This window comes from Cobetia sp. 4B, assembly GCF_018831605.1.
Lineage (GTDB): Bacteria > Pseudomonadota > Gammaproteobacteria > Pseudomonadales > Halomonadaceae > Cobetia > Cobetia amphilecti.
In genome coordinates this window covers 2,240,417-2,266,749 of sequence record NZ_CP059843.1, presented here as the reverse complement: position 1 = coordinate 2,266,749, position 26,333 = coordinate 2,240,417, and the positions used below count along the sequence as shown (strand labels likewise).

General features: G+C 62.8%; 21 protein-coding genes. 13 read left to right on the top strand and 8 right to left on the bottom strand.

The annotated features are described in order from the left end of the window. The first annotated feature begins 1 nt into the window (after position 1). Together H2O77_RS09535 and H2O77_RS09530 are read left to right on the top strand one after the other, a co-directional pair. Positions 2–1,531, top strand: coding sequence for a cytochrome c (locus H2O77_RS09535; protein ID WP_215822786.1), 1,530 nt, complete (start codon positions 2–4; stop codon positions 1,529–1,531). 355 nt (positions 1,532–1,886) lie between these two features. Then, positions 1,887–2,420: a hypothetical protein gene (locus H2O77_RS09530; protein ID WP_054556587.1), complete on the top strand. Its 534-nt coding sequence runs from the start codon at positions 1,887–1,889 to the stop codon at positions 2,418–2,420. 109 nt (positions 2,421–2,529) lie between these two features. Here the strand turns inward: H2O77_RS09530 and H2O77_RS09525 are convergent, their stop codons facing one another. The 8 genes from H2O77_RS09525 to rbsD form a co-directional block, all read right to left on the bottom strand. Further along, complete coding sequence (locus H2O77_RS09525; protein ID WP_215822784.1) at positions 2,530–3,576, bottom strand: hypothetical protein; 1,047 nt, start codon at positions 3,574–3,576, stop codon at positions 2,530–2,532. A gap of 300 nt (positions 3,577–3,876) precedes the next feature. Continuing rightward, positions 3,877–5,088: a dicarboxylate/amino acid:cation symporter gene (locus H2O77_RS09520; protein WP_215822782.1), complete on the bottom strand. Its 1,212-nt coding sequence runs from the start codon at positions 5,086–5,088 to the stop codon at positions 3,877–3,879. 326 nt (positions 5,089–5,414) lie between these two features. After that, on the bottom strand, positions 5,415–6,557 hold the full coding sequence (locus tag H2O77_RS09515; protein ID WP_215822781.1) for an MFS transporter: 1,143 nt from the start codon (positions 6,555–6,557) through the stop codon (positions 5,415–5,417). Between the two features lie 332 nt (positions 6,558–6,889). Continuing rightward, entirely contained in the window at positions 6,890–7,909 is a 1,020-nt protein-coding gene (locus tag H2O77_RS09510; RefSeq protein WP_215822779.1) for a LacI family DNA-binding transcriptional regulator, read from the bottom strand. A gap of 168 nt (positions 7,910–8,077) precedes the next feature. After that, positions 8,078–8,980, bottom strand: coding sequence for a ribose ABC transporter substrate-binding protein RbsB (rbsB, locus tag H2O77_RS09505; RefSeq protein WP_107334719.1), 903 nt, complete (start codon positions 8,978–8,980; stop codon positions 8,078–8,080). 168 nt (positions 8,981–9,148) lie between these two features. Beyond that, positions 9,149–10,126 (bottom strand): ribose ABC transporter permease, encoded by a 978-nt coding sequence (gene rbsC / locus H2O77_RS09500; RefSeq protein WP_107334720.1) that lies wholly within the window; start codon positions 10,124–10,126, stop codon positions 9,149–9,151. Continuing rightward, entirely contained in the window at positions 10,126–11,757 is a 1,632-nt protein-coding gene (locus tag H2O77_RS09495; RefSeq protein WP_215822777.1) for a sugar ABC transporter ATP-binding protein, read from the bottom strand. Before H2O77_RS09495 ends, rbsC begins: the two co-directional genes overlap by 1 nt. Beyond that, entirely contained in the window at positions 11,757–12,176 is a 420-nt protein-coding gene (rbsD, locus tag H2O77_RS09490) for a D-ribose pyranase (protein WP_107334721.1), read from the bottom strand. The genes H2O77_RS09495 and rbsD overlap by 1 nt, the downstream gene beginning before the upstream one ends. Before the next feature lie 408 nt (positions 12,177–12,584). Between rbsD and fliD the strand changes: the two genes are divergently transcribed. From fliD to H2O77_RS17910, 11 genes are all read left to right on the top strand, one after another. Then, positions 12,585–14,042 (top strand): flagellar filament capping protein FliD, encoded by a 1,458-nt coding sequence (gene fliD, locus H2O77_RS09485; RefSeq protein WP_215822775.1) that lies wholly within the window; start codon positions 12,585–12,587, stop codon positions 14,040–14,042. Between the two features lie 188 nt (positions 14,043–14,230). Next, positions 14,231–14,632 carry a flagellar export chaperone FliS gene (gene fliS, locus H2O77_RS09480; protein ID WP_054556596.1) on the top strand — a complete coding sequence of 134 codons (402 nt, stop codon included), beginning with the start codon at positions 14,231–14,233 and terminating at the stop codon, positions 14,630–14,632. 2 nt (positions 14,633–14,634) lie between these two features. Next, the gene (locus H2O77_RS09475) at positions 14,635–14,985 is read left to right on the top strand and encodes a flagellar protein FliT (RefSeq protein ID WP_215822773.1); all 351 of its coding nucleotides are present in this window, start codon (positions 14,635–14,637) and stop codon (positions 14,983–14,985) included. A gap of 177 nt (positions 14,986–15,162) precedes the next feature. Continuing rightward, positions 15,163–17,073: a hypothetical protein gene (locus H2O77_RS09470; protein WP_215822771.1), complete on the top strand. Its 1,911-nt coding sequence runs from the start codon at positions 15,163–15,165 to the stop codon at positions 17,071–17,073. A gap of 928 nt (positions 17,074–18,001) precedes the next feature. Beyond that, positions 18,002–18,334, top strand: coding sequence for a flagellar transcriptional regulator FlhD (gene flhD / locus H2O77_RS09465; RefSeq protein ID WP_166018115.1), 333 nt, complete (start codon positions 18,002–18,004; stop codon positions 18,332–18,334). Then, entirely contained in the window at positions 18,331–18,897 is a 567-nt protein-coding gene (gene flhC, locus H2O77_RS09460) for a flagellar transcriptional regulator FlhC (RefSeq protein WP_054556600.1), read from the top strand. Before flhD ends, flhC begins: the two co-directional genes overlap by 4 nt. A gap of 284 nt (positions 18,898–19,181) precedes the next feature. Further along, positions 19,182–20,051 carry a flagellar motor stator protein MotA gene (motA, locus tag H2O77_RS09455; RefSeq protein WP_176677172.1) on the top strand — a complete coding sequence of 290 codons (870 nt, stop codon included), beginning with the start codon at positions 19,182–19,184 and terminating at the stop codon, positions 20,049–20,051. Between the two features lie 161 nt (positions 20,052–20,212). Further along, complete coding sequence (motB, locus tag H2O77_RS09450) at positions 20,213–21,187, top strand: flagellar motor protein MotB (protein WP_215822769.1); 975 nt, start codon at positions 20,213–20,215, stop codon at positions 21,185–21,187. Between the two features lie 82 nt (positions 21,188–21,269). Then, entirely contained in the window at positions 21,270–23,612 is a 2,343-nt protein-coding gene (gene cheA, locus H2O77_RS09445; protein WP_215822767.1) for a chemotaxis protein CheA, read from the top strand. Between the two features lie 81 nt (positions 23,613–23,693). Continuing rightward, on the top strand, positions 23,694–24,227 hold the full coding sequence (locus H2O77_RS09440; protein WP_215822765.1) for a chemotaxis protein CheW: 534 nt from the start codon (positions 23,694–23,696) through the stop codon (positions 24,225–24,227). A 282-nt stretch (positions 24,228–24,509) separates the two neighbouring features. Beyond that, positions 24,510–26,306, top strand: coding sequence for a PAS domain-containing methyl-accepting chemotaxis protein (locus H2O77_RS17910; RefSeq protein ID WP_240548564.1), 1,797 nt, complete (start codon positions 24,510–24,512; stop codon positions 26,304–26,306). The last annotated feature ends 27 nt before the right edge of the window (positions 26,307–26,333 follow it).

Here is a 26,333-nt window from a genome sequence, read left to right as displayed (position 1 = left end):
CATGGTCCCGCACGTCCGTACTGCTGGCACCCGTGATGCCATTGATGAGAAAGGTCGTGGTGCCCGCCCGATCCTTCGCCCCGCACGCCTGACCCGTGCCGTCCGCCTGGCCGCCATTGCGGGCACCAGTGCCTTGTTGCTCAGCGCCTGTGGTAGCGGCGAGGACGAGCACGCCAGCCAGGTGGAAGCCGACAAGGCCGCCACCAATGACCCCGCGCTGATCGAGAAGGGTCTTTACATGGCGCGCGCCAGCGATTGCGCGGCCTGTCACAGCACCGAGGACGGCGATGAATACGCCGGTGGCCTCGGCTTCGAGACCCCGGTGGGCGAGATCTACGCCACCAACATCACTCCGGACACCGAGCACGGCATCGGCAACTACACCCTCGAGGAGTACACCCGTGTGCTGCGCGAGGGCGAGGCTGCCGACGGCCACAACCTCTATCCGGCGATGCCGTTCCCGTCCTACGCCCGTCTGACGGATGAGGACATCAAGGCGCTCTACGCCTGGAACATGCATGAGGTGACGCCGAGCAGCACGCCCAACCGCGAAAGCGAGATTCCGTTCCCGCTCAACATGCGCTGGCCGATGGCGCTATGGGAAGAGATATTCTCGCCGCTGGAGCCGTGGCAGGACCACGAGGACAAGAGCGATGACTGGAACCGTGGCGCCTATCTCGTCCAGGGGCCGGGCCACTGTGGTAGCTGTCACACCGAGCGTGGCTTCGCCTTCCAGGAAACGGCACTGACCGGTGATGAAGAAGGCTATCTCGGTGGGGCGATGATCGAAGGCTGGCGCGCCTTCAACCTCACGCCGGACATGCAGGATGGTCTGGGCAGCTGGAGCGAGCAGGATATCCAGACCTATCTGGCGACCGGCAACCTCAAGGGCAAGGCGCAGGCTGGCGGCCCGATGGCGGATGTGGTCGAACACTCCATGCGTCACATGAGTGAAGATGACCTGCGCGCCATCGCGGTCTATCTGAAGTCGATTCCGGTGGTGGATGGCAAGGGCGAGCAGGGCGAGGCGGTCAATGATGGCGATCGCGAGGCCGAAAGCGAGTCGCAGGTCGCCACGCGCTTCAATCAGGGCGCACCGGCCGATGACGTGCTGTTGCTGCGCGGTCAGCCGCTGGACAAGCGCCCCGATGATGAAGACCTGATCGGCCAGCTGACCGACGCCACGCCGGGCGTGCGTCTGTATCTGGGCCACTGCGCCATGTGTCACGGCGCGGATGGCGCCGGCACCCAGGATGGCTACTACCCGTCGCTGTTCCACAACAGCGTGACCGGCAGTGTCTATCCGGACAATCTGGCTCAGGCGATCCTCAATGGCGTGCAGCGTGAGAACAATGGCCACAGTGTCTTCATGCCGGCCTTCGATGACAGCCTGACCGATGATGAGCTGATCAACCTGATGGACTATCTCGAGAATCGCTTCGGGGAAGGTCATCAGTCCGAGACGCTGGCATCGCCCGACACGCGTCGTCAGCAGCTGAGCGACAAGCTCGAGGACTGGCGCAAGCACTGAGTCCGGTGCAGGCCTGAGTCCGGTGCAGGCGCTGAGGTCTGTGCTGACAGGCCTGCGCAAGTGCTGGGTAACCGCGAAAAAAGACAGCCCATGAAAGCGGGCTGTCTTTTTCGTAACCTGCGCCATGGCGCCGAGAGTGCGGTTGTCGAGTGCGTTCAGGCCGTTTCATCCAGCGCTCAGTGTCATCCGTGACTGGCGATGTCACACAGTTGGGGTAATATTGCCCCATGCAGGACCCCCGATTCACATTCATCCCGCTCGGGTTGCGCTCAAATGCAGCACAAACTGAAGAACTGCGGTAGAATGTGCGCCCAGACTTTAGCTCTTTATCAATTATTCGAGGCAACATAGCAGTATGACCGACGCTAATCTTGACGACCAGCTTGCATCCCTGTTTCAGGAGCAGGACACCAAGCAGGACCAGAACGCCCGCATCAAGGAGCTGGAGCGTCAGCTGCGTGAAGCCAGCAAAGAAGCCGACAAGCTCCGTAATGCCCGTGACAAGGCAAAGAAGGAAGTCGAAGACCTGCGCGCTCGCAACGAACGCCTGAGCGAGAAAGCCGCAGCCTCTGACAAGCACCGCAAGCAGGTCGAACACGAGTTCAACCAGAAGCTGGTGCAGTACAAGGCACGTCTGGCACGCGAACAGGCCATCGCCCAGTCTCGCATGATGCCGATGGGCGCAGCCGTCGAGGAAGCGACCGAAGAAGCCGATGCGGCCTCTCTGGAAGACCTCGGCCTCAACGCTGCCGCTATCCGTGCCCTGACTGACGCTGGCTACGACGACGTCGCCAAGGTTCGCAAGGCTCACGCTGATGGCGTGATCTCTGAAGTCAAGGGCATCGGCCCGAAGGCTCAGTCCCAGATCGCTGAAGCCCTCGACGCCTGATCGTTGCCGTTGATCGAAAAAACCCGCCAATCGGCGGGTTTTTTTGTGTCTGTGATTTGCCCTGTGGCGGGCATGACCGCTGGATCTAGTGCTGGGTCTACTGCTGAGTCTACTGCTGGAGCTCAGGCCAGCTGACCGCTGACTGCTGCTCGCCCAGCCAGTCCTCGAGGGCGGTGCGCATGTCGGCGGTCGGGATCGAGCGCCCGTTCAGCGCATGCACCACCCTGGGCAGGCTCGGCGCCTCACCGGCATCCGCCGGCCAGGCCTGCTTGAGCGTGAAGGCAAGCTTCATCGGCTCCTCGCCGTGCAGGCTCTGCTGCATGCGGGCGTGTTCCACGGCCAGCGACTCGAGCTCGGCCTCAAGACTGGCATCCTCGAGATCGGCGCGGCTGACCAGCAGCATGCGCGGCAGGTCGAGCATGTCGGCGCGTGGCAGCCAGTCCTTGGACAGCGGATGCAGCGCCACCAGACGCGTCGCGTCATCGCCGTTGAGGAAGGCAGCGTGCATCTTGCGGCTGTTGATCAGGGCCTGGGGCGCATCGCCGACATACTCATCGCCTTCGAGCTCTTCCAGCGAGCGCGGGCTGACCAGCTGCATGCTGGAGCCGACCTTGCCCTCGACCCACTGCTTCAAGGCCAGATGCGAGCGTGCATCGTCATCGCTCATCACCACTCGCACCGCGCGCGTGGTGTCGTTGAGGAAGCGGATCAGCAGCTCCTGCGGCTCGAACAATTCGGTGTAGCGGATCAGCTCGTCACGCGCGACCAGGCTGACATCGTCGAGATCCGCGCCGTCCAGCACTCGCAGTGACATGCCGCTTGCGGCCAGAGCCTTGAGCATCTGCGGCGTCAGGTAGGCGGCGTCGAGGCTACCATCGCTCAGCCCTTGTTCCATGGCCTCAGGGCTTGAGAACTGCTTGAGCATCAGCGGGCTGCTCAGTTGCTCATCGAGGGTGCCCTCGGCTTCGAGCATCACGGCGGGACTGACGCTGACACCGCCATCGGCGGGCATGCCGATCTCCAGCGCGCTGGCGTGCTGGGCAAGGGTCAGGCTGGCAGTGGTGAGCGACAGGGTGGCGAACATGCGTGCCAGGCGCGGGCGAGATATCGGTAGTGATATCGAGGGACAGAACAGTGCAGGGGGAAGCAGGGACATCTGGCACTCCGGCAACGGTAACAGGGTGATGGCGTACGGCAGCGATGACAGCGCTCGCGCGTGGGCGCCAATGGTAGCCGTTTGGCCTGTGGGTGTCAGGCACGGCGCGGCGTCATGTCTCACCTCACCGCCGGCGCACCATCCTGCGGGGTGGTTGAGAGGATGAGCGCGAGGATGACCGTGAAGATGAGCGTGGAGATGAGCGTATGGATGACCGCTGGCATGAAAAAAGCCCCGTCTCCGAAGGGAGGCGGGGCTTTTGACGACTGTCAGTGCATGTAGCTCAGCACATGCGGCAGCTCACGGCTGTGAGTGTGCCACCGGTGCTTCACCGGTCGCGGCATCTGACGCAGGCGTAGCCACCACACCATCGCGGCGCGCGAAGTGATCGACCCACAGCGCGATCACGCCATCGCCGGTGACGTTGGTGGCGGTACCGAAGCTGTCCTGGGCCAGATACAGCGCGATCATCAGGCCAAGTTCCGCCTCGCCAAAGCCAAGCATGCTGCCCAGCACGCCCAGCGCCGCCATCACCGCGCCACCCGGTGCCCCGGGCGCGGCGATCATGGTCAAGCCCAGCATGATCAGAAACGGAATCACCTCGCCAAGGCTTGCGAGTGCCAGGTTGTGGCTCATCATCATCACGGCAGTGGCGCAGGTGACGATGGTGATGGTGGAACCGGACAGGTGGATGGTGGCGCACAGCGGCACGCTGAAGTTGGCCACTTCATCGCTGACGCCATTGGCCTTGGTCTGACGCAGGCTGACCGGAATGGTCGCCGCCGACGACATGGTGCCCAGCGCCGTCAGGTAGGCCGGCAGCATGTTGCGCAGGAGGCCCAGCGGAGAACGACGCTGGATCAGGCCGGTGATCAGGTAGGCCGTGCTCAGCCAGATCCAGTGCATTACGATCGCCAGCACCAGCACCTTCCAGAAGGTATCCAGTGTCGACAGCGCCTTGCCCTCGTAGGCCATCTCGGCAAAGGTGCCGGCGATGAACAGGGGCAGCAGCGGGATGATGACGCGATTGAGGAACACCTCGACCACTTCACGCGATTCGAAGACAGCGCTTTTCAGGGTCGGCAGTTCGCGGCGGCTGATGACCACGCCGAACACGAAGGCCAGCACCAGGGCCGTCATCACCGGCAGTGCCGCGGGGATTTCGAGATCGAGAAAGGGAGTCAGGGCATCGCGGCCTTCAGCGACCGGCGCCATGCCGGACAGCATGCCGGGCAGCAGGTTGCTGGCCACCAGGAAGGCGAAGATGCCGGCCAGAATCGTCGACCCGTAGGCCATGCCGACGGTGCGACCCAGCATGGCGCCGGAATTCTTCGGCAGCGACGCGATGCCGCTCATGACGTAGAACAGGATGATCAACGGGATGGTGAAGTTGATCAGCTGGCCGATGATGACCTTGGCGGTCAGTGCGGCACGTACGAGGGCATCCGGGGCCATCAGGCCGATCAGCAGGCCGGCAATGATGCCGAGGATAAGTTTGACGATGAGCTTCATGTGGATCTCGAGGGTTTGACGGGTTCTTGCCCCGATAACGGGTCGTGAATCGCGTACCACCTCGGCGACGCACCGAAATGGCGCGCAGAGTTTACCTGAATTGCGCCACCATTTCAGGCGCCTGGCCAGCTGCCGTGGCACGGGGTGTGATTGCCCATGACTCGACGTGCTGACCAGGCGCCATCTCAGGCTCTCAGCCGTTCATCGCTTCGCTTTCATCACTTTCGCGCTTTCTCTCCTTCGCGCCTCGCTTGCCCACCCAGCGCTTCGCTTGCGCTCTCGTCTCACTCTCTTGATCACACTGTCTTGATCTCACCGTCCTGATCTCACTGTGTTGAAGAGGCCGAGCGGCGCTGCTTCACACCATGATGAATCAATGCCACCGCTGCCAGTGCCAGCCCGAACAGTGACATGCCCTGCCAGCCATACACGCTCATCATCTTGACGCCGATGGCGGAACCGGCTGCCGCGCCGAGGTAATAGCACAGCATGTAGACGGCGTTCATGCGGCTCTGGGCCTTGGGGTCGATCGAGAACACGCGCACCTGGTTGGGAATCTGGGCCGCGAAGACGCCCAGGTCCAGCAGGATGATGCCGACGATCAGTCCGGCCAGGCTGTCACCCCACATGGCGAGCACCGCGAAGGACGCCAGCACCATCACCAGGGCGAAGCTGATCAGGCGACCCGCGCCGAGACGATTGACCAGTCGGCCCGCCGCCTTGGCACCGAAGATGCCCGCCAGCCCGATGATGCCGAACAGCCCCGCCTGCTGGACGCTGTAGTCAAACGGCGCATCGGTGACGTGAATGGCCAGCGTCGCCCACATGGCATTGAAGGCCGCGAACCACAGTGCGCCGGTCAGCGCGGATTCGCGCAGCAGGGCATGTTGCTTGAACAGCGTGCCCATCGAGGCGATCAGTCTGGGGTAGGCCATCTGCACGGCAGGCGCGCGGCTGGGCAGGTGACGATGCAGCAGCACACCGATGATGACGGTGATGATGGCCGCGACCAGGAAGACACTTCTCCAGCCCCAGTATCCGCCGATGCTGCCGCTCAGGGTGCGTGACAGCAGTATGCCGATGGTCAGACCTGTCATCAGGGTGGCGATGTTCTTGCCGCGCGCCTCGGGGGTGGACAGCGAGGCGGTCAGCGGTATCAGCTGCTGGGTGATGTTGGCGCCCAGTCCGGCCACGAAGCTTGCCAGCAACAGCGGCCAGAAGCTGGGGGCCAGGAAGATGCCCAGTGAGGCCAGTGCCAGGGTGATGGACAGATTGCGGATCAGCTGGCGTCTGTCCATGGTGTCGCCCAGCGGCGAGATCAGCAGGATGGCGGCGGCGTAGCCGAATTGGGTCGCGGAGGGAATCAGGCCGATCATGCCCTGGCTCACGCCCAGTGAGCCGGCCATCTCCGCCAGCAGCGGCTGGTTGTAGTACAGATTGGCGGCGGTCGCGGCGACCGCGATCGCCATCAGCAACAACAACCCGCGGCCAATGGCGGGCGTGCTGTCGGCCTCTGGTGTCGATGTCGGCGAGGCTGTGCCTGACTGGACAGTATCTGATCGGCCAGTATCGGATCGCGCAGTGTCCGATGGGGAAGTGCTTGAAGGGGAAGTGCCTGTCACCTGGGTATCCTCATGTTCGTGCTGCCAAGCGTGGCAGCGGTGATTCACGAGGGGCAGAGTAGGCAGTGTTCACCCATAAGAGAAATGTTGTTGTTTGATATGTTTGATGCTCATCCGGTATAGATCTGTGATCTAGCCTGGCTGTGCTCAAACGTGGCTGCGCTCAAGCCTGGCTGTGCTTAAACGTGGAGGCACTGGCCTGGCCGCGCGACACTGTCGCGTTCCACCAGCCTCGGGGCCAGTTGGGTCTGGCCCGGGAAGGGAGTGCCTTCCAGGCGCGCGATCAGCTGATCGACGGCCGTGGTGCCCAGCGCATAGATCGGCTGGCGGATGGTGGTCAGGGCGGGTGAGAGGTAGGCACTGATCTCGATATCGTCGTAGCCGATGATCGAGAGTTGCTTGGGTACCTCAAGGCCCAGGTCCTGGGCGGCGCGCAGACAGCCCAGCGCCAGCAGGTCATTGAAGGCGAAGATGGCATCGGGTCTGTCGGCCGGATTGGCCAGCAGCAGGTGGGCCGCGCGATGACCGTCGGCCAGCATCAACTGGGTCGCGATCTGCCAGTCCTCGGCGAGCCCCAGGCCGGCGGCGTGCAGGGCGTCCAGTGCTCCGCTCAGGCGCTCGCGGGAACGCGCATGATCACGAGGCCCGGTCAGCAGGGCGATGCGCTCGATCCCCTGCGCCAGCAGGTGCTCGATGGCAAGTTTGCCCCCCAGGCGTGAATCATCATTGACCACCGTCATGTCCCAGCCCGGTTGGGGCTCGGCGTCCATCATCACCGTCGGCAGTGGCAGGGCGCTGAGCGCCTCGAGAAAGCCGGCGCCGTTCTCGGCGGTCATCACCACCAGACCATCGATGCGTCGGTCCCGCAGCGTCTCGAGATAACTGAGCTGCTTGGCATCGATATCGTCGCTGTTGCACAGGATCAGGCTGTAGCCCGCCTGGTAGCAGCGGTCCTCGACGCCGCGGATCACCTCGGCGAAGAAGGGGTTGTGCGCACTGGTGACGATCATCCCCATGGTGCGGCTGCGGTTGGATTTCAGCGCGCGGGCGACGCTGTCCGGCCGATAGCCGAGTGCGGCGATCGATTCGCGCACCCGGGCCTCGGTCGCGCTGGCCACCGGGCGGGTGGCATTCACGACATGCGACACCGTGGTTACCGAAACTCCAGCGTGTGCCGCCACATCCTTGAGTCGAATCACTTTTCTGTCCCTGGTGGTGAGCCTGATGGTGAAAGTCGAGCGGGCGTCACTGGCCCTGCGAGGCGAGCAAGACACGCCATTGATGGAAAGACGCAAAAAGACGAAAAAACGCCGGCCAGTGGCCGGCGTCCTGTCCCGCGATGCAGGCGGCGTGAGCCGTGTGATCGCTTATTCGGTGATCAGCTTGAGCGGCACGGAGATGGTCTTCTCGACGTCCTCGTCCTTGAGCAGCTTGTCGGCGGTATCGACGCCGAGACTGCCGATCAGTGCCGGCTGCTGGGCGACGGTGGCGTCCATCTTGCCGGCCTGCACGGCCTTGATGCCTTCATCGGTGCCATCGAAGCCGACCAGCAGGATGTCCTTGCCGGCGGCCTGCAGGGCACGCTGGGCGCCGAGCGCCATCTCATCGTTCTGGGCAAAGACGGCATTCACGCCCGGATGCGCCTGCAGCAGGTTCTCCATCACGTTCAGGCCCTGGGTGCGGTTGAAGTTGGCCGGCTGAGTGGCCACCAGGCTGAGGCCGGACTGGCCGTCGATGGCCTTCATGAAGCCTTCACCGCGATCACGCGTGGCCGAGGCGCCGGCGACGCCTTCCAGCTGCACGATCTCACCCTTGCCTGCGAGTTTCTCGGCGATGAAATTGCCCGCCAGTTCGCCACCGGCGACGTTGTCGGAGGCGACGTGCGCCGCGACCCGACCGCCATTGGCGCTGCGATCCAGTGTCACCACCGGCACATTGCGGCCATTGGCGGTGCGCACGCTGGAGACCACGGCATCGGAGTCGGTCGGGTTGATCAGCAGCAGGTCGACGCCGCGGGACAGGGCGTCCTCGACGTTGGACAGCTCCCGCGCGGCGTCATCGCCGGAATCCAGCACGATCAGCTCGTGGCCCAGTTCCTCGGCCTTGTCCTTGGCACCCTGCTGGAGGCTGACGAAGAACGGGTTGTTCAGCGTCGAGACCACCAGCGCGATCTTGTCGGCCATGGCGGATTGCACCGGCATCAAGCTCAGGCCTGCGGCAGTGATGGCGGTGGTCAGCGTGGAGGTGAGCAGTTTTCCGTTCTTCTTCATGGCGATGGTCCTTTCGTTGTTGTCGGCGACCCGCTGGAGGGCCCCCGTGGTTGGCGCACGGGGGCGAGGGTCTTCGATGCTGCCGGGAATGAAACCGTGTCGTGTGTTACTTACTTGCTCTTCTATTTCTGCGGTACTTGCTCTTCTATTTCTGCGGTACTTGCTCTTCTATTTCTGCGCGCGGCTGTCGATCAGTACCGCGAGCAGTATGACGGCGCCCTTGGCGATCATCTGGTAGTAGCTGGAGACGCCCATGATGTTCAGCGCATTGTTGAGCACGCCGATCACCAGTGCCCCGATCAGGGTGCCGAAGATGCGTCCACGGCCACCCATCAGGCTGGTGCCGCCGATGACGACCGCCGCGATGGCGTCCAGCTCGTAACCGGTGCCGGCATTCGGCTGTGCCGAGCCCAGACGCGCGGCGAGGATGGCGCCCGCCAGTGCCGCGAAGGCACCCGCGATGGCATAGACACTGATCTTGATGCGATTGACGTTGATGCCGGACAGGCGCGCGACCTTCTCACCACCGCCGACCGCATAGACGTGGCGCCCGAAGCGGGTGTGATGCAGTACGCCCCAGCACAGCACGTAGACGAAGAACATCATGTAGATCGGGATCGGCACGCCGAGCCAGTAACCGCCGCCCAGATTCCAGAAGCTGTCGGCGGCTTCGCTGACGCCGATGGAGACCGGACGACCATCGGTGTAGACGAGCGTGGCACCGCGCAGCACCGTCATCGCCACCAGCGTGACGATGAAGGCCTGGATGCGACCGAAGGCGACGAACAGGCCGGAAATGGCACCCAGGCCGGCACCGGCGATGATGGTGCCCGGCACGCTCAACCAGGGGGAGAGGCCGGCGGCGGTCATCGAGGCCGCGAAGGCGCCGGTCAGCGCCAGTACCGCACCGACGGACAGATCGATACCCGCGGTGAGAATGACGAAGGTCACGCCCATGGCGATGATGGCATTGATGCTGGTCTGGCGAAGCACGTTGAGCAGGTTGTCAGACGACAGGAAGTTGTCGGACAGGCCGGCACTCACGGCGATCAACAGGGCCAACGCGATCAGCGCCTTGTTGTCGACCAGCAGGCGCATGACGTCGAGGCGGCGGCCGCTGGCGGCAGAGGAAGAAGGAGTAGACATCAGTTCGGCATCTCGTGGCGGGAAGCGGAGGAATCGGGGGTAGAAGACGGGCGGACGGTATCGCGTGATGCAGCGCTGGACATTGATGTGCCATTCGCGGCGTCGTTGCCACTGCTGAGGGGGCTCTCGAGGCCCGAGGCCGCGGTCATGATCGCTTCCTGGGTCGCGTTCTCACGGCTGAATTCGCCGGAGATGCGCCCATCGGCGACCACCAGAATGCGATCGGCCAGGCCGAGCAGCTCGGGCATCTCCGAGGAGATCAGCAGCACGCACTTGCCCTGGCGCTTGAGCTCGTTGATCAGCAGGTAGATCTCGCGCTTGGCGCCGACATCCACGCCACGGGTCGGTTCATCGAGAATCACCAGCTCCGGCGCCGGCATCAGTGCCTTGGCCAGCGACACCTTCTGCTGGTTGCCGCCGGACAGCGTATCGACCGGCTGGTCGGTATTGCTGACCTTGATCTGCATGCTCTTGACGAAGCTTTCGACGGCGGCGGCTTCCTCGCCATGGCGAATGCGCCCGAACGCGCCACAGAAACTCGGCAGGGCGCTCAACGACATGTTGCTGGCCACCGAGTGGGCGAGAATCAGGCCCGCCTGCTTGCGGTCTTCCGGCACATACACCAGGCCCGCGGCCAATGCCTCGGCCGGCGAGGAAAACCGCACCGGCTGGCCATGCAGCTGCACGCTGCCGGCGCTGATACGGGTATCGCCGCACAGGGCGCGGGCCAGTTCGGTGCGCCCGGCGCCCATCAGGCCGCCAAAGCCGAGCACTTCTCCGCGACGGGCAGAGAAACTGATGCCCTTGACGCCCGGTGCCTCGAGATCTTTCACCTCAAGCATCACTTCGCCATCAGGGCTGGCGGGCGTGTAAGGGTAGCGCTCGGCCAGCTCGCGACCGACCATCAGGCGAATCAGGCCATCTTCATCCAGTTCCGCCGTCGGCCCCTGGTGGATCATCTGGCCATCGCGCAGCACGGCGACTTCATCGCACATGCTGAAGATCTCGTTCAGGCGGTGGGTGATCAGGACCAGCGAGCGGCCTTCGGCGCGCAGCTCCGCGACGACCTCGGCGAGAATCTCGGTCTCGATGTCGGTCAGCGCGTCGGTGGGCTCATCCATGATGATGATTTCTGCGTCCAGCGACAGCGCACGCGCGATCTCGACCATCTGCTGCTGACCGATGCTCAGCTCGCTGACGGCGGTGCGGGAATCCAGCGATTGGCGCAGACGGTCGAGCAGCTGGCGGGCATCGCGGTGCAGGCGCTTCCAGTCGACGGTGCCCAGCGCGGTGCGTGGCTCACGGCCGAGGAAGATGTTCTCGCCGGCGGACAGGCCCGGCACCAGATTGAGTTCCTGGTGGATGATGGCGATGCGGCTGTCCATCGCCTGACGTGGGGTGGTGAAGACCACTTCCTCGTCACGCAGCCACAGCGTGCCGGCGTCGTAGCGATAGACGCCGGAGAGAATCTTCATCAGCGTCGACTTGCCGGCGCCATTCTCGCCGGCCAGCGCATGCACGCGCCCCGCGCGCAGCGTCAAGTCGACACCCTTGAGCACGCTGACCCCGGAGAAGCCCTTGTCGATGCCCTTGAGTGCCATCAGCACCCGCGGTTGTGCATGGCTCTGCATCAGAAGGGCACTCCACAGTGCAGGATCACGTTGGCGTACGGCGTGCACTCGCCCGTGCGCACGATGACGCTCGCCTCGGGCAGCGCCGCCTTGAAGGCTTCATGACTGAGCTGCTGGCGGGTAATCGGTGCCATGGACAGGCGGTCCAAGGTGTCCAGACGTTCGACGATGGCGTCATGGAAGGAGGGGCTCTTGACCGGCAGCTCCTCGGCCAGGGTCGTGGCCTCGATGCACAGCTCGGCCAGCAGGGCGTCCAGCACCGGCAGCATGGCAGGCAGGCCGGGCACCACCGCGAGATCGACACAGGGCACGCCCTCGGGAATCGGCAGGCCGGCGTCGGCGATCACCACGGTGTGGGTATGGCCGAGACGGGCGAGGTGGCCACTGAGAGGTCCGTTCAAGATGCCGTGTCGTTTCACGTCGCAGTCCTTGGGTAAAGCAGGAATGAGTCGATCCAGTGTCTGAATCCGCTGGTTCACAATGGCGCCAATTATGAACCGCAAACGTTTGCGGTGCGGTAAGCGATACGTCGTAGGCGCTGTAGGGTGACTACCTTTCTGTAGTCTGAGGTCCAATGCGGGGTGTGCTCGGGAGGTGATCGAAAAAGAAGATGGTCGGAAGAAGAAGGTGGCCGAAAGAAGAAGGCGGTCGAAAGAAGAAGGCGCTCACACAAGACAACGTCTGCACAAGAAAGCTCTCAAGTTCACGAACCCTGTGCCGATAGCCACAACACTCAGACAGACAAATACGCCCGGTATGCGTGCTTTTTCGCCTGATGGCGACTCAGCGGGCATGTGAAAATACCTTCACCCTATCGAGAGGTGCATATGGCGACGATTTCATCGCTGGGGATTGGCTCTGGGCTCGACCTCAACAGTCTGCTGACGGATCTGGAGACGGCAGAGCGTCAGAAGCTCACGCCGATCGAGACCCAGCAGGCAAGTTACGAGGCCGAGTTGTCGGCCTGGGGCACGATTCAAAGTCGTCTGGAATCCCTGGATACCGCCGCCGCGGCGCTGGCCGATGCCGAGACCTATGCTGGCATGACGACCACCGCCAGTGGCTCGGGCGTCAGTGCCACGGCAACCTCGGAAGTGAGTGCGGGCAGTTATTCGGTCGCTGTCACCCAGCTGGCGCAGGCGCAGAGTCTGGCGACGACGGGCCAGGCGAGTCGTGACGAGGCCATCGGTGATGGCACCGCGACCACGCTGACGCTGTCATTGGGCACGCTGGCCAGTGATGGCAGCTATGCGGCGGACGCCGAGCGCAGCGCCAGGATCGTCATCGACGAAAGCAACAACACGCTGGAAGGCATTCGTGATGCCATCAATGAGGCGGGCCTCGGGGTCACGGCCTCGATCGTCAATGATGGCTCTGACACGCCGTATCGCTTGGTGATGACCTCGGATGAAACGGGCAACGAGGCGGTGATGAGCCTCTCGACCAGCGGTGAGGTGGCAGAGCTCGATAGCCTGCTCAGCCATGACCCGGCGAGCTATGACGCGACAAGCAATGATCCTTCAGCCAGCGGGATGGAGGAAGTCGTCGCAGCGCGCAATGCCGAATTCAGCGTCAACGGCATCAGCATGCAAGCCACCTCCAATGTCATCGATGATGCCGTGGATGGCTTGACCCTGACGCTGAGCGAGACCAACACGACTGCGAGCGTGGTCACCGTCAAGGAGAACGCCGAGTCGGTAAGCAAGGCGATGGAGACCTTCGTCAATGCCTACAACGACCTGCAGGACACCATCGACAATTACACCGCCTTCAATGCCGATGAAGGGACCGCGGGAGAACTGCTGGGCGATTCGACGCTGCGCACCATCGAGAGTCGCCTGACCTCGGCGCTGAATTTCACCAGTGAGGGCGATTTCTATGCGCTCTCCTCGCTGGGAGTGAGCCGTACCAACGATGGCAAGCTCGAATTCGACAGTGCCGTGATCGAGGCTGCCGACAGTGAGCAGCTGGCGGCGATGTCGGGGTTCTTCATCTCCGATGATGAGGCGGGCACCAGCGGTTTCGCCAGCCAGATGTCCAGTCTGCTGGAGGAGGTGGTCGGGGAAGACGGCACGTTGGAAAGCACCACGGAAGGCATCGAGGGGTCACTGGAGAGTCTCGCCAGTCAGTATGAGCAGACCGAAGACACCATCGAGGCCACCATCGAGCGTTATCGGGAGCAGTTCACTGAACTCGACATCCTGGTGGCCAACCTGACATCCACCAGTGACTACCTGACCAGTCAGCTGGAAACGCTGGAGAACAGCTGGGACATGACGGGCTGATCGGTGGCTGATGCCCTGAGACATTGGTCATTGGTCATTGGTCACTGGTCACTGACCCAGGCCATCCGCCATGCGCTCGCGAGATTCGATGAATCCGGCGATGCCCGCAGTCGAGACGGCATGCCGACGACGGCTCCATATCTGACAGAGATACTGACAAACGCCATGAACAAGGGAACCCAATCACCATGAGTCGCTATCGTGGCGCCAATGCCTATGCCCGTGTCGGCGTGGAATCCGGTGTGCTTTCCGCCAGCCCACACCAGTTGATCGTGATGTTGTTCGAGGGAGCAGACCGTGCGCTGGCGGCGGCGCGTCTGCAGATGGAGGCCGGCGACGTGGCCGCCAAGGGGCAGTCGCTGGCCAAGGCGACCAGCATCGTCACCGAAGGTCTGCGTGCCTGTCTGGATCATGAGCAGGGCAATGAGGTCGCGACCAACCTTGATCGCATGTATGACTACATCGCGCGCCTGATCATGCAGGCCAACCTGGGCAACAGCCCGGAAAAGCTCGACGAGGCGCGTCGCCTGCTCAACGAGCTGGGAGACGCCTGGCGTCAGATTGCCGTACACGACAAGGGATTGGACTGACCATGGACAGCAATGCACTGCTCGCCGATGACACCTTCCAGCAATGCGATGAGCTGCTGGAGCAGATGAATGCCATGCTGCGCTCGGCACGCCTGGGTGACTGGCCCGCGGTACTCGGCGGGCAGGCCAGCTATATCGAGAAGATGCAGCAACTGCGCATGCCGCGAGGTGGCAGCGCCGAGACGCGCAGGGCACTGGAACAACGCCTGCGCACGCTGACCACGCTGGAATCAGAGCTGACCGTCCAGCTCAAGGCGCGCCAGAGTCAGTTGCAGGAAGTGCTCGGGGATGTGGGTACGCGCCGCAAGCTGGCACGCAGCTATGGCCAGGGCAGCTACGGTCAGAATAGCTGAGGTCACAGTAGCCAAGGCCAGAACATCCAAGATCAGAGCAGCCAAGACCAGGCAAGTTACGATCAGGGCGGCCAGGCTCAGCAGAGCAAGGCTTGATCGGGCGCGGGGAGAGCCGAGCCTCCAAGGCTTCGCGCATGACTCCCTGACGGCCTCCCCGGGCAATGAGGATTGCACGACATGAGCGGCATCAATCCCTTGATCGATAGTCTGCTCCATCAGGTGTTGGGGAGGGCGGCACAACGCCCGCCGCCGGCGGACTCCGGTGTCGTCTTCCCGACCTCCGCTCTCCAGTCGCGCCAGGGGCTGGGGGCGGAAGATGGCAAGGGAAGTGGCGGCCAGAATGGCGCCAATCCGCTCTTCCAGACGGGAACTGGTACAGGCTCAGGCGCAAGGCCTGCGGCCCCGTCATTGAATGCCAGCGCAGCGTTGCTGACAGCCTCGCAAGCCTCCACTTCTCCCGCTGGCGACCTCGCGTCAGCTTCCTCTTCCCTCCCGCCGTCCGGTGCTTCCGTCGAACTGACGACGCAGACACAGACGATGTCGCGTTTGCTCGATGCCCTGTCACAGCTGGTAGCCAGTGGCTCGCCGTCCGCGCGGGTCGGGTTGGCGCTGCCGGAAGGGCAGTCGCTGGTGTCTCTGTTGGCGCGCGGCCAGCCCTTGCCCGGTCTTCTGGCGCCCATGGCGTTGTCCAGCGCATCGCTTCTCAGTCTGTCGGCGGCCTTGAGCCAGCAGATTCACCAGAGCGGGCTCTTCTACGAAGCGGACCTGCTCGCCTGGGTCGAGAATCGGCTGGGATTGGTCGACCTCGCCGGTCATCCGCAGCTCGCCAATGCCAGATTGGAGGCTCTGTTGGCCTGGCGGCAATGGCCGGTGCTGGCGGAGGCGCGCTTCATCCCCTGGGAGGCGACACGCGAGGACGCCTTTGTCTGGCGCATGCGAGCAGAGCTGCGCCGTGAGTCGCGCCCGGGCATGGCTCGCCCGAGCAGTGACATGCTCTTGCCGCCGGATGGAATTGACGCGGCCCGACAGGGCGCCGGCGCCCATGAAGCCAGTGCGCTGGGTGCCTATCGCGCCAACATGCAATTGGGCGTCGCTCAATCTGCCGCCTCTGATGTGTCTCGCCAGGCGAGTGGCTCTGACGCCCTTGCCAGCGGGCTGGTGCAGCAACAGCTGTTGTTGATTCTGGGTCAGCCCTTCCATTGGCAGGGCCTGTTGATGCCCGGCCTGCATGTCTTCTTCAGCCTCTATTTCCCGGGGCCGCCTTATCGGCATCGCTCGCGGGATGAGGAGGAGCGACGTACAGCGCCATTGGCCGTGACGCCCGTGGCTGCGCATGACGCCACACCTGACAGTCGCCGCAGTGATCACGGCGAGGCTCAACAGTGGAAGATGTCGCTGACCTTGGTGGCAGGCGACAGCGATGGCGAGGAGGGCACTGATCGCAAACCACAGGTGACTTCCGAGCCGGAAAATCTTGCGGCGCGAGACAATGCGGAGCAGGGCGAAGGGCAGGCGCCAGCGCCCGGTAGTGTGGAAAGTGCGGAAAGTGAGAGGGGGGAGAAAAGCAGGAGCAGTGAGAGCAGTGATACTGCCACGCGGGCAACGCTTGCCCTGAAGCTGACCTGGTATCAGCTCGCTGCGCCTGTGGCATTGGTGGTCGAGATAGAGCGACTGACGCAACCCTCCAGCAACGCAGGCGAGCGTGATGCGGCCTTGCGCGAACTGCAGCATGCGCTCGCGCAAGGTCTGGCCGGGATGGCGCCCAGGGTGCACGTACGCCCCGTCGATGCAGTGCCTGATCATGAGACGCCCGCGTCTTCTGATGGCACATCTGTCGATGCCCCTCGGGCCACGGCAGAGCAAGCGACGGATTTCATGCATACCCAGGGTGAGAGGCTGGGGCAGCGCATCCAGCAGCGGGCCAATTCGCTGGGTCTGAGCGTGCATGAAATGCCCGAGCTGGTCGAAATGCTGGCCACCGGCCTGCCGGCACGCAAGGAATTGCCTACAGCCTTGATGCAGGTCGTCGTCAAGATCGCCGAGCTATGGGCAGAGAGGCATCGCTCACAGAAGGCGCCTTGCGAGTAAAATCCTCGAATGTCCCGCTCTGCAGGATGATGTTTCATCCTTGTACGATTCTTGCTCATTGAGCCCTGACGAATGCTTTTATGGCATGCCACTGCATGGCGACTGTGGAGGTGTGTAGTGACACTTCAGGCGTCACGCCATAGGTCAGGATATCGAGAAATATAATTTATTTATAATATTTAAATAAAGCGTCAATCAGGCGAACTGCTTGCGTGGATACGGTATTGAAACTCCGCCGAGGGTCGCCCTGTAAATGCAGCTCGATCCTGCATGTTGTTTGTGCCAGAACCCTCATATGCAGTGTTTTATTGTGTTGAAGCGGCGAGAGAAGCCCATTTGGGCGAGCCGCTGGCGGGTCCTCTCACAGCGTTGAAATAGCAGATAGCCCAATCTGGGCAAGTGCTGACATTGCGTTATTCCTCGCCTTTACGCAGGGGTAACTTGCTGCCTGTTGGCGGCCCGTTCGGGGCAATTGCTCGATATTGTACAAGGCATGCCCCGGGTGGCGGGAAAGGGTCAGGCCTGCCTTTCACGAAAATGCAACACACTGTGCGCACCATCCGTTTGCTATTGCTTTGTATGACAAATCTGGTGCATCGTGATTATGCAAGTCGTCTTGAAGACAAGATTGAGGGCTTTTCTGACACACCTTGCTGCCATTTCGGCGGCTTGATGCAGCTTTTGTGCATATAGCGTAGTGGTATGTAAAAAAATGTTGATGAAGAGTCTGGTCCATTACGTGATTAAGTATTAGAATCGCCATCTTAAAGTGGGTGGCTCATTTGGTCATGAAGCCGCTAGCCCGCATGGTGCCACTGGTCCGGCGCCATTGAGTATTTCGTTTCATCACATCAAAACCATAAGGAATGACGGTCGAGCGCCAGGGTTGGCGGTAGCTCGGGACGATCAGACCACTCAGGGAATCATGATGTCCTCACTGCTCAATGATATACAGAGTGTCAATCTGTCGTATCTTCTGCTTGTGCAGCGCTTGTTGGTCGAAGATACGGAAATGGCGCTGGTACGCCTGGGTCTCGATCAAGAGATGGCGGATCTATTGTCTGGCATGAGTGTCAGTCAGCTGGTGTCGTTGTCGTCCTGCAATCAACTGCTGTGCGAGCTGGCGTTGGATGATGCCTCGCAACTCAAGGGAGTCTTGCAGGGTGGACGCGACCAGGATTTCAGCGCGATGCACACTGCCATGCTGCTGAATGCGCGCCAGAACGATGCTGGACTTCGCCAGGGGGGAGTCAGCGGATGACCCAGAAAAGTCTCGTCGATGAACTGCAACAGCTGCAGTTGGCAGTAGAGTTGATCGAACTGGGGGCCCGCCTGCAGGTGCTCGAGACGGAAACGGAGATCAGCCGCGCGCGTCTGGTCAAGCTGTACAAGGAAGTTCGTGGTGTCTCGCCGCCCAAGGGCATGCTGCCGTTTTCCACCGACTGGTTCATGACCTGGCAGCCCAATCTGCATGCATCGCTGTTCCACGGTTTCTACCGTCGGCTCAAGGCGCAGGGCGCGTCGCGCATGAACGCCTTCGTCAAGGCATATCGCTTCTACCTGGAGCATGTCGGCGAAGACGAGCCGGTGCTGGCGCTCACGCGCGCCTGGACGCTGGTGCGCTTTTTCGAAAGTGATCTACTGGAAGTGGCCAGCTGCAAGACCTGCAGTGGCCATTTCGTGGTGCACGCCCACACGCCATCACACGATTACGTGTGTGGCATCTGCCAGCCGCCATCGCGTGCCGGCAAGACGGCAGCCCGCCGCAAGGCCCGTGAAGAACTGGCACTGGAGCAGTCGGCAGCCGTCGCTAGCCTCGGCTGATAGCTGTCTCGTGTCAGTGAAGGCGCCAGGATTGCGCCAGGCGAACGAGCAAGACGAGCGTGCAAAGACCAGAAGGCTTGCCCATCCCCGGGCAGGCCTTCTTGCGTTGTGCGCCATTGCTCTGACGCCTGGCTCATTGCCGATTGTTCGACCATGGTGCTTTCGACCATGGCTCTTTCGGCAACGACTGCCTCAACGAATATTCCGCCGTGACCCTAAAGACATGCTCAGCGACGCCGATAGTCAGATTCATGCGACGTTGACCGAATGCCAAGGGGGTTATTGTGTTGTTGTTCATAGGCTATCTAGTGGTCATCGGGTCCACCCTGGGCGGGTATCTGATGGTGGGCGGGCACCTGGCGGTGCTGATGCAGCCCGCGGAATTGCTCATCATCTGTGGCTCTGCCGTCGGCGCCTTTCTGGCCGGCAACAACGGCAAGGCCATCAAGGCCACCGGCAAGGCATTCTCGAAGTTGAAGCGCACGCGTGGCTACAACAAGTCCCTGTACATGGAAGTCATCGGGCTGCTGTATCTGCTGCTGTCGCGTGCCCGTCAGCAGGGCATGCTGGCGATCGAGCAGGACATCGACAACCCGCAGGAAAGCGCCTTGTTTGCCGAGTATCCGCGCCTGCTCTCCGACCCCATTCTGATGAATTTCATCACCGACTACCTGCGCCTGATGGTCAGCGGCAACATGGACCCCTTCGAGCTCGAGTCGCTGATGGAGCACGAGATCGAGACCTTCAAGCACGAGACCGAGATTCCGGTGCATTCCCTCTCGGCGGTGGCCGATGGCCTGCCGGCCTTCGGGATCGTCGCCGCCGTGATGGGGGTGGTGCATGCGCTGGCCTCGGCGGACCAGGGCGCCGCCCAGCTGGGCGTGTTGATCGCCAATGCCATGGTCGGCACCTTCCTCGGCATCCTGCTGGCCTATGGCTTCGTCACGCCGGTCGCCAACAAGATCCAGCATGAGGTGCATGAGGCCGTGAAGATGATGCAGTGCATTCGCGTCATCCTGATGGCCTCGCTCAATGGCTACGCTCCGCAGGTCGCGGTGGAATTCGGTCGCAAGGCGTTGTTCACCGCCGAGCGTCCCAGCTTCAACGAGCTGGAAGAGCATGTACGCGAGATCAAGAACAAGGGTGCGGGCTGATATGGCGTTGCTGTTTCTCGCCAGTTCGTCAGTCGCAAGTGCGTCTCTCGCAAGTGCGTCAGTCGCAAGCGTGTCCGTCACCTGCGTGCCAGTGACACAGGTATCGCTGGCTGTCGTGGTCGAGGCAGTGGGTGTCTCTGGACTGAAGCTCGGAGGTCTCGATGAGTGAAGAGCGCAGACCCATCGTCATCAAGCGGCCGCGTATCGTCAAAGGGCATCATGGCGGTGGTTGGAAGATCGCCTACGCCGACTTCATGACCGCGATGATGGCCTTCTTCCTGGTGATGTGGGTGATCTCGAATGCCTCGGATGACGACCTGCGGGAAATCTCCGACTACTTCGGTGCGCCGCTGGAAGTCTCGCTGCTGGGGGGCGATCGCAATTCGGCCTCCAGCAGTGCCATTCCCGGCGGCGGCTTCATGGCCGAGCAGACCCAGGGCGAGAAGGGCGCTGATCTGCAACGCCTGCAGCGCCAGGCGCTTGCCGATGATTCCCGCATGGCCGCCATTCGCGACGAGATCGACACCACCATGACGCAGCGCATGGCCGATGACGCGGACCTGGCCGAACTGCGTGAGCAGCTGCAGATCGAGCTGACCTCCGAAGGCTTGCGCATCCAGATCACCGATAGCGATCAGCACCCGATGTTCGCGTTGGGCAGCAAGCAGCCCTCGCCACAGCTCTCGCAGCTGCTTGGCTTGCTGGCGCCGATTCTCAAGCGGCTGCCCAATCATCTGAGCATCACCGGGCATACCGACAATCGTCCCTTTGTCGGTGAAGGCGGCTACGGCAACTGGGAGCTCTCCACCGATCGCGCCAATGCCGCGCGCCGCGTGCTGGGCAACAGTGGGCTGCCCTATGAGCGCATCGTGCGTGTGGTCGGCATGGGCTCGCGCATCAGCCTCGACAGCCAGAACCCTGAGGCCGCCATCAATCGTCGCATCAGCCTGATGGTGCTCAGCCAGTCGGCCTATCGCGATATCACCGACAGCAACGGCGTCAATCCAAAGCCCGCCGAGGACATCAACAGTCTGCGCGAGCGTCTCGAACAGCTGGCAAGCCCGGTGCGCGTGACGAATCCCGTCGCTGGCAGTCCTGTCGCCGACACCCCCGTCGCCTCCGGGCTGGACAGCTGAGTGCGCTCAATGCGCCTCATGTCAGAACTTGAGCGGCGCCGCTTCCCGTGTGATAGCGCAATGACAGCCAGCGAGAACATGCATGGATATCAGTGAGTTTTACGACACCTTCTTCGAGGAGGCGCAGGAGCTGCTGGCCGAGATGGAGCGCCTGCTGCTGGCGCTGGATGTCGAGGCGCCGGATGCCGAGCAGCTCAACGCCATCTTTCGTGCGGCCCATTCCATCAAGGGCGGTGCCGCGACCTTCGGCTTCACGGTCCTGCAGGACACCACCCATCACCTCGAGAACCTGCTGGACCGTGCCCGCCGTGGCGAGTTGCGGTTGAGCATTCAGCATATCGATCGCTTTCTGGAGACAAAGGACATGCTCGACGACCAGTTGGCGGCCTATCGCAATGCCCAGTCCCCCGACCCCGAGGCCTACGCGCATATCGTCGCGGTGCTCAAGCAGCTGGGCGAGGAGTCGTCGGTGATTGATGCCTCGAGCGAACCAGTGCCATCTGACATTGATGGCCCGAGCCTACCAGGGGCGTCAGGCGAAGCGTCTGCGCCAGTCGGCAGCGATATGGCCACGCCGTCTGCGCTCGAGTCACACCCCAGCGCCGACGCAAGTGTGCCGTTGCTCTCGGTCACTCTGATGTTCGTCGCCGACCGCGAGCGTGAACTGCTGATCGAAGAGCTGGCCAACCTCGGTGAGGTCATCTCCAGCAGCGGTGACGAGCAGGTATGTCGCGTCATCGTGAGTACCACGGTCAGCGCTGCGGATATCGAGGCAGTAATGTGCTTCGTCATCGAGCCGGAGCAGATTCTGATCGAGCCCGCGACACCCGCTCCCCCAGCGGAGGTTGATGACGTAGTTGATGGCGTAGTGGGCGGCGTAGCGGATGGGCAGGTTGAAGCGCTGACTGAAGAGCTGACTGAAAAACAGGTCGAGGACGTCGCCGACGGCATGGCTGACGACGCAGCGGTCGAACTTGCTGGCATGCCAGCGCCTGCTGAAGCGGCTGTCGATGCAGGATCGTCGCCACGACTTTCCTCTGCTTGCGCGGCAGAATCATCCTCCGCTGGCATGGAAGAGTCGTCTTCCGCTGCCGTGGCAGGGCCATCTACCGCTACCCCGGCGAGTGGCGAGCGACGCAGCCAGCCGGGGCGGCGCGCCACTGATGCGCCCACCGAGCAGGGCTCCATCCGTGTCGGCGTCGACAAGGTCGATACCATCATCAACCTGGTCGGCGAGCTGATCATCACCCAGTCGATGCTGGAGCAGACGGCATCGGCGACCACGCCGCCGGATCAGGCGGCGCTGGTCAGTGGCATCAGCCAGCTGCAGCGCAATGCACGAGATCTGCAGGAAGCGGTGATGTCGGTGCGCATGATGCCGATGGATTACGTGTTCTCGCGGTTTCCGCGCCTGATTCGCGACCTTGCCTCGCGGCTGGGCAAGCAGGTCGAGCTGGTCAGCCAGGGGCATGACACCGAGCTGGACAAGAGCTTGATCGAGCGGATCATCGATCCGCTGACCCATCTGGTGCGCAACAGCCTCGATCATGGCATCGAATCGCCCAGCAAGCGTGAGGCGAGGGGCAAGAGCGCCCACGGCACCCTGACGCTGTCTGCCCGCCATCAGGGCGGCAATATCGTCATCGAGGTGATGGATGACGGCGCCGGGCTCGATCGCGCGCGCATTCTGGCCAAGGCGCGCAGCAACGGCCTGGCGGTCAGCGATGGCATGAGCGACGACGAGGTCTGGCAGCTGATCTTCGCCCCCGGCTTCTCGACGGCCGAGCAGGTCAGTGACGTCTCGGGGCGTGGAGTCGGCATGGATGTGGTCAAGCGCAATATCCAGGCGCTGGGCGGGCATGTGGAGCTTGCCTCCGTGACCGGGCAGGGCACCACCACACGCATCGTGCTGCCGCTGACGCTGGCGATCCTCGAGGGCATGGCCATTCGCGTCGGCGAGGAAATCTACATCCTGCCGCTGTCGGTGGTGGTGGAGTCGTTGCAGCCGCAGGCCGACATGCTGTTCAGCATGGTCGGCAATGATCGCCTGCTGAAGGTGCGGGACGAATACCTGAGTCTGGTCGCCTTGCATGAGGTATTCGCGGTGCCGGGCGCCCAGACCCAGCCCGAGCAGGGCATCGTGGTGGTGGTGCAGGGCAAGGGGCGCCACTACGCCTTGCTGGTGGATGAGCTGATCGGTCAGCAGCAGGTGGTGGTCAAGAATCTCGAAAGGAATTATCGCAAGGTGCCGGGCGTCTCTTCGGCGACGATCCTGGGCGATGGTCGGGTGTCGCTGATTCTGGATGTCTCGGACCTGCATCGTCTCGCCAACCAGATGCCAGCGGTGCAGCGGCAGGCAGAGGTCGCCACTGAGTCCGCCATGCCCCAGGGCGCCATCATGCCCCGGGACGCCATTGTCAGCTGAGGCGATGGCCGTTCACCGGCCGCACACTCGCCCCTTGCGCCTCGGCGCGAAGCTCCACCCCATCACAGACAGGAGATGAGCATGTCTCACACTCAAGTTGCCGCGGCGCAGACGTCCAATGTCGGCCTGGCGCAGGACCACGCCTCCAAGGTCAATGACGGCGGCGAATACCTGGTATTCAGCCTCGGCGAGGAGCACTACGCCGTGGATATCCTCAAGGTGCAGGAGATTCGCGGTTACGAGAACGTCACGCGTATCGCCAATGCACCGGCCTTCATCAAGGGCGTGACCAACCTGCGTGGCGTCATCGTGCCGATCGTCGATCTGCGGCTGAAGTTTCAACTGGGCCAGGCTGAATACACCGCGCAGACGGTGGTGATCGTGATCAATATCGGTGAGCGTGTGGTCGGCATCGTCGTCGATGGCGTCTCCGATGTGATCAGCCTCGCGGCCGATCAGGTGCTGCCGCCGCCGGAATTCGGTGCGCGCATGAACAGTGACTTCCTGGCGGGGCTGGCGACCGTCAATGATCACATGCTGCTGATCATGGATATCGAGCACATGATGACCAGTGATGAAATGGCGCTGATGGAGCCCGCGGCGCAGCCGGCATGACCGGCTGTCTCGCGGCATGAGTCAGGCGCAATAGGCGGCATGTTGCCTGCGGCGTGTGCTCGCCTGATCTCGCAAGCTTTTTTTGCCCCTATCGCATCGAGCGCCGCTGGCCTGCTGGTCAGCGGCGCTCTTGCATTCAAGAACGGCCGACAGCGGCCGATAAGGTGTGCACCACAAGGTCGTGGGCGGCTGTGCCGGGCAATGACGGTCGTGCTGCCGGTCAGTGGTCTCGCCGGGTCAATGATGATCACGCTGTGACGAGTACGAGGCTAAGCAAGGGCAATGCGAAACAATCAGCCGGTGACGGCAAGGGAATACCCCATTGGTGAGCATGACTACCTGATCTCGCGTACCGATCTCAAGGGACGCATCACCTACGCCAACTCTGTCTTCATCGAGGTCAGTGGCTTCACGCGTGATGCCTTGATCGGTGCGCCGCACAATCTGGTGCGCCACCCCGACATGCCAGAGGCCGCCTTCGAGAATCTGTGGTCGACGCTCAAGCAAGGCGAAAGCTGGCAGGGACTGGTCAAGAATCGACGCGAGAACGGCGACTATTACTGGGTCGACGCCTGTGTGACGCCGCTGATCGAGCAGGGCGAGGTGATGGGATTTGCCTCGGTGCGCGTCAAGGCCAGTCGCGAGCAGATCGCCCAGGCCGAGCAGGTCTACGCGGGCCTCAAGCAGGGCAAGCGCGACTATCGCTTGAGCAAGGGTCGCATCGTGCGTGCTGGTTTCACGGGGGCCTTCCAGCGCCTCACCCAGTGGCGCATGGCGCCGCGTATCGCGCTGCTGGCCGCACTGCCGCTGGTGGCTGGAGCCTTGATGGGCAGCGAGCTGCTGCAGGTGCTGGCCGATAGCCAGGCGCATGCACGTACCGTGCTGACCCAGCTTGCTGCCGAGCTACCCGCGGCGCAGCTGGCGACGCTCGAGCAGCGCCAACAAGCGCTTGAGGCGAGCCATGCGCGTCTGGAGTGGGGGCTGTGGATCGCCTTCGCTGGTGTGGGCGTGGTGTCGCTGTGGTTGGCGCTGCGTACCTACCGCAGTCTGGTGCGTCCGCTGCGCAGCACCCTGGATTTCGCGCGCCAGATCGCCGCGGGCAATCTTTCCCAGTCGATGACGCTGGCGGGCAATGATGAGATGGCACGCCTGGTGCGAGCGCTGGACAACATGCGCAAGTCACTGGTCGGCATCGTCAGCGAGGTCAATGCGGGCATCAATGTGGTCAGGCCTGCCGCTGGCGACATGGCACACGGCAATCAGGAATTCTCGGCGCGGGTCGAACAGCAGGCGGCATCGCTGGAAGAGACGGCGGCCAGCATGGAGCAGATGACCGGCACCGTGCGCCAGAATGCCGACAATGCCATCCAGGTCTCGCAACTGGCTGATCATGCCACGCGCTCCTCCAATGAAGGTGGCGAGGCGATGCAGGCGGTGGTGGTGCGCATGCAGGGGATTACCGCCACCTCTGAAAAGATGGCCGACATCATCAAGGTGATCGACTCGATCGCCTTCCAGACCAACCTGCTGGCCCTCAATGCTTCGGTGGAGGCTGCACGCGCCGGTGAACATGGTCGCGGCTTTGCCGTGGTGGCCGGTGAGGTGCGCAATCTGGCCTCTCGCAGTGCCGAGGCGGCGCGCGAGATCAAGGCGCTGATCGACACCACCCAGCGGGAGATCAGCGACGGCGGTGATCAGGTCGAGGCGGCGCGCGGTACCATGGAGGCGATCGTGACCGGCATCTCGCGGGTCAATGACCTGATCGCCGAGATCTCCTCGGCCTCGCGTGAGCAGAGCGGCGGCATCGAGCAGATCAATACCGCCATCAACGAGATGGACCAGGCCACCCAGCAGAACGCCCAGCGTGTGATGAGCAGCGCCCATCTGGCGCAGGATCTCGAGCGTTCGGTCGCGGGGCTGTCGCACGCGGTCAACGTCTTCCGCTTTGGCGGCGAAGGCCCGGAGCAGATTCCCGCACGCCTGCCGGGGGACGCCTCAGCCGAGCAATCTTCTTCTGTGCACGCTCAGGCCGCGACTCGAGCGCAGGTGCCTGGCGGCTCACAGGCTCCGCGACGGTGACAGATCTCACGCCGCCACCCGTCTGGT

Coding starts and splice junctions, on each gene's coding strand:
- H2O77_RS09535 (WP_215822786.1), top strand. CDS start 2: ATGGTCCCGCACGTCCGTACTGCTGGCACCCGTGATGCCATTGATGAG.
- H2O77_RS09530 (WP_054556587.1), top strand. CDS start 1,887: ATGACCGACGCTAATCTTGACGACCAGCTTGCATCCCTGTTTCAGGAG.
- H2O77_RS09525 (WP_215822784.1), bottom strand. CDS start 3,576: ATGTCCCTGCTTCCCCCTGCACTGTTCTGTCCCTCGATATCACTACCG.
- H2O77_RS09520 (WP_215822782.1), bottom strand. CDS start 5,088: ATGAAGCTCATCGTCAAACTTATCCTCGGCATCATTGCCGGCCTGCTG.
- H2O77_RS09515 (WP_215822781.1), bottom strand. CDS start 6,557: ATGGCGATCGCGGTCGCCGCGACCGCCGCCAATCTGTACTACAACCAG.
- rbsB (WP_107334719.1), bottom strand. CDS start 8,980: ATGAAGAAGAACGGAAAACTGCTCACCTCCACGCTGACCACCGCCATC.
- rbsC (WP_107334720.1), bottom strand. CDS start 10,126: ATGTCTACTCCTTCTTCCTCTGCCGCCAGCGGCCGCCGCCTCGACGTC.
- H2O77_RS09495 (WP_215822777.1), bottom strand. CDS start 11,757: ATGCAGAGCCATGCACAACCGCGGGTGCTGATGGCACTCAAGGGCATC.
- fliD (WP_215822775.1), top strand. CDS start 12,585: ATGGCGACGATTTCATCGCTGGGGATTGGCTCTGGGCTCGACCTCAAC.
- fliS (WP_054556596.1), top strand. CDS start 14,231: ATGAGTCGCTATCGTGGCGCCAATGCCTATGCCCGTGTCGGCGTGGAA.
- H2O77_RS09475 (WP_215822773.1), top strand. CDS start 14,635: ATGGACAGCAATGCACTGCTCGCCGATGACACCTTCCAGCAATGCGAT.
- H2O77_RS09470 (WP_215822771.1), top strand. CDS start 15,163: ATGAGCGGCATCAATCCCTTGATCGATAGTCTGCTCCATCAGGTGTTG.
- flhD (WP_166018115.1), top strand. CDS start 18,002: ATGTCCTCACTGCTCAATGATATACAGAGTGTCAATCTGTCGTATCTT.
- flhC (WP_054556600.1), top strand. CDS start 18,331: ATGACCCAGAAAAGTCTCGTCGATGAACTGCAACAGCTGCAGTTGGCA.
- motB (WP_215822769.1), top strand. CDS start 20,213: ATGAGTGAAGAGCGCAGACCCATCGTCATCAAGCGGCCGCGTATCGTC.
- cheA (WP_215822767.1), top strand. CDS start 21,270: ATGGATATCAGTGAGTTTTACGACACCTTCTTCGAGGAGGCGCAGGAG.
- H2O77_RS09440 (WP_215822765.1), top strand. CDS start 23,694: ATGTCTCACACTCAAGTTGCCGCGGCGCAGACGTCCAATGTCGGCCTG.
- H2O77_RS17910 (WP_240548564.1), top strand. CDS start 24,510: ATGCGAAACAATCAGCCGGTGACGGCAAGGGAATACCCCATTGGTGAG.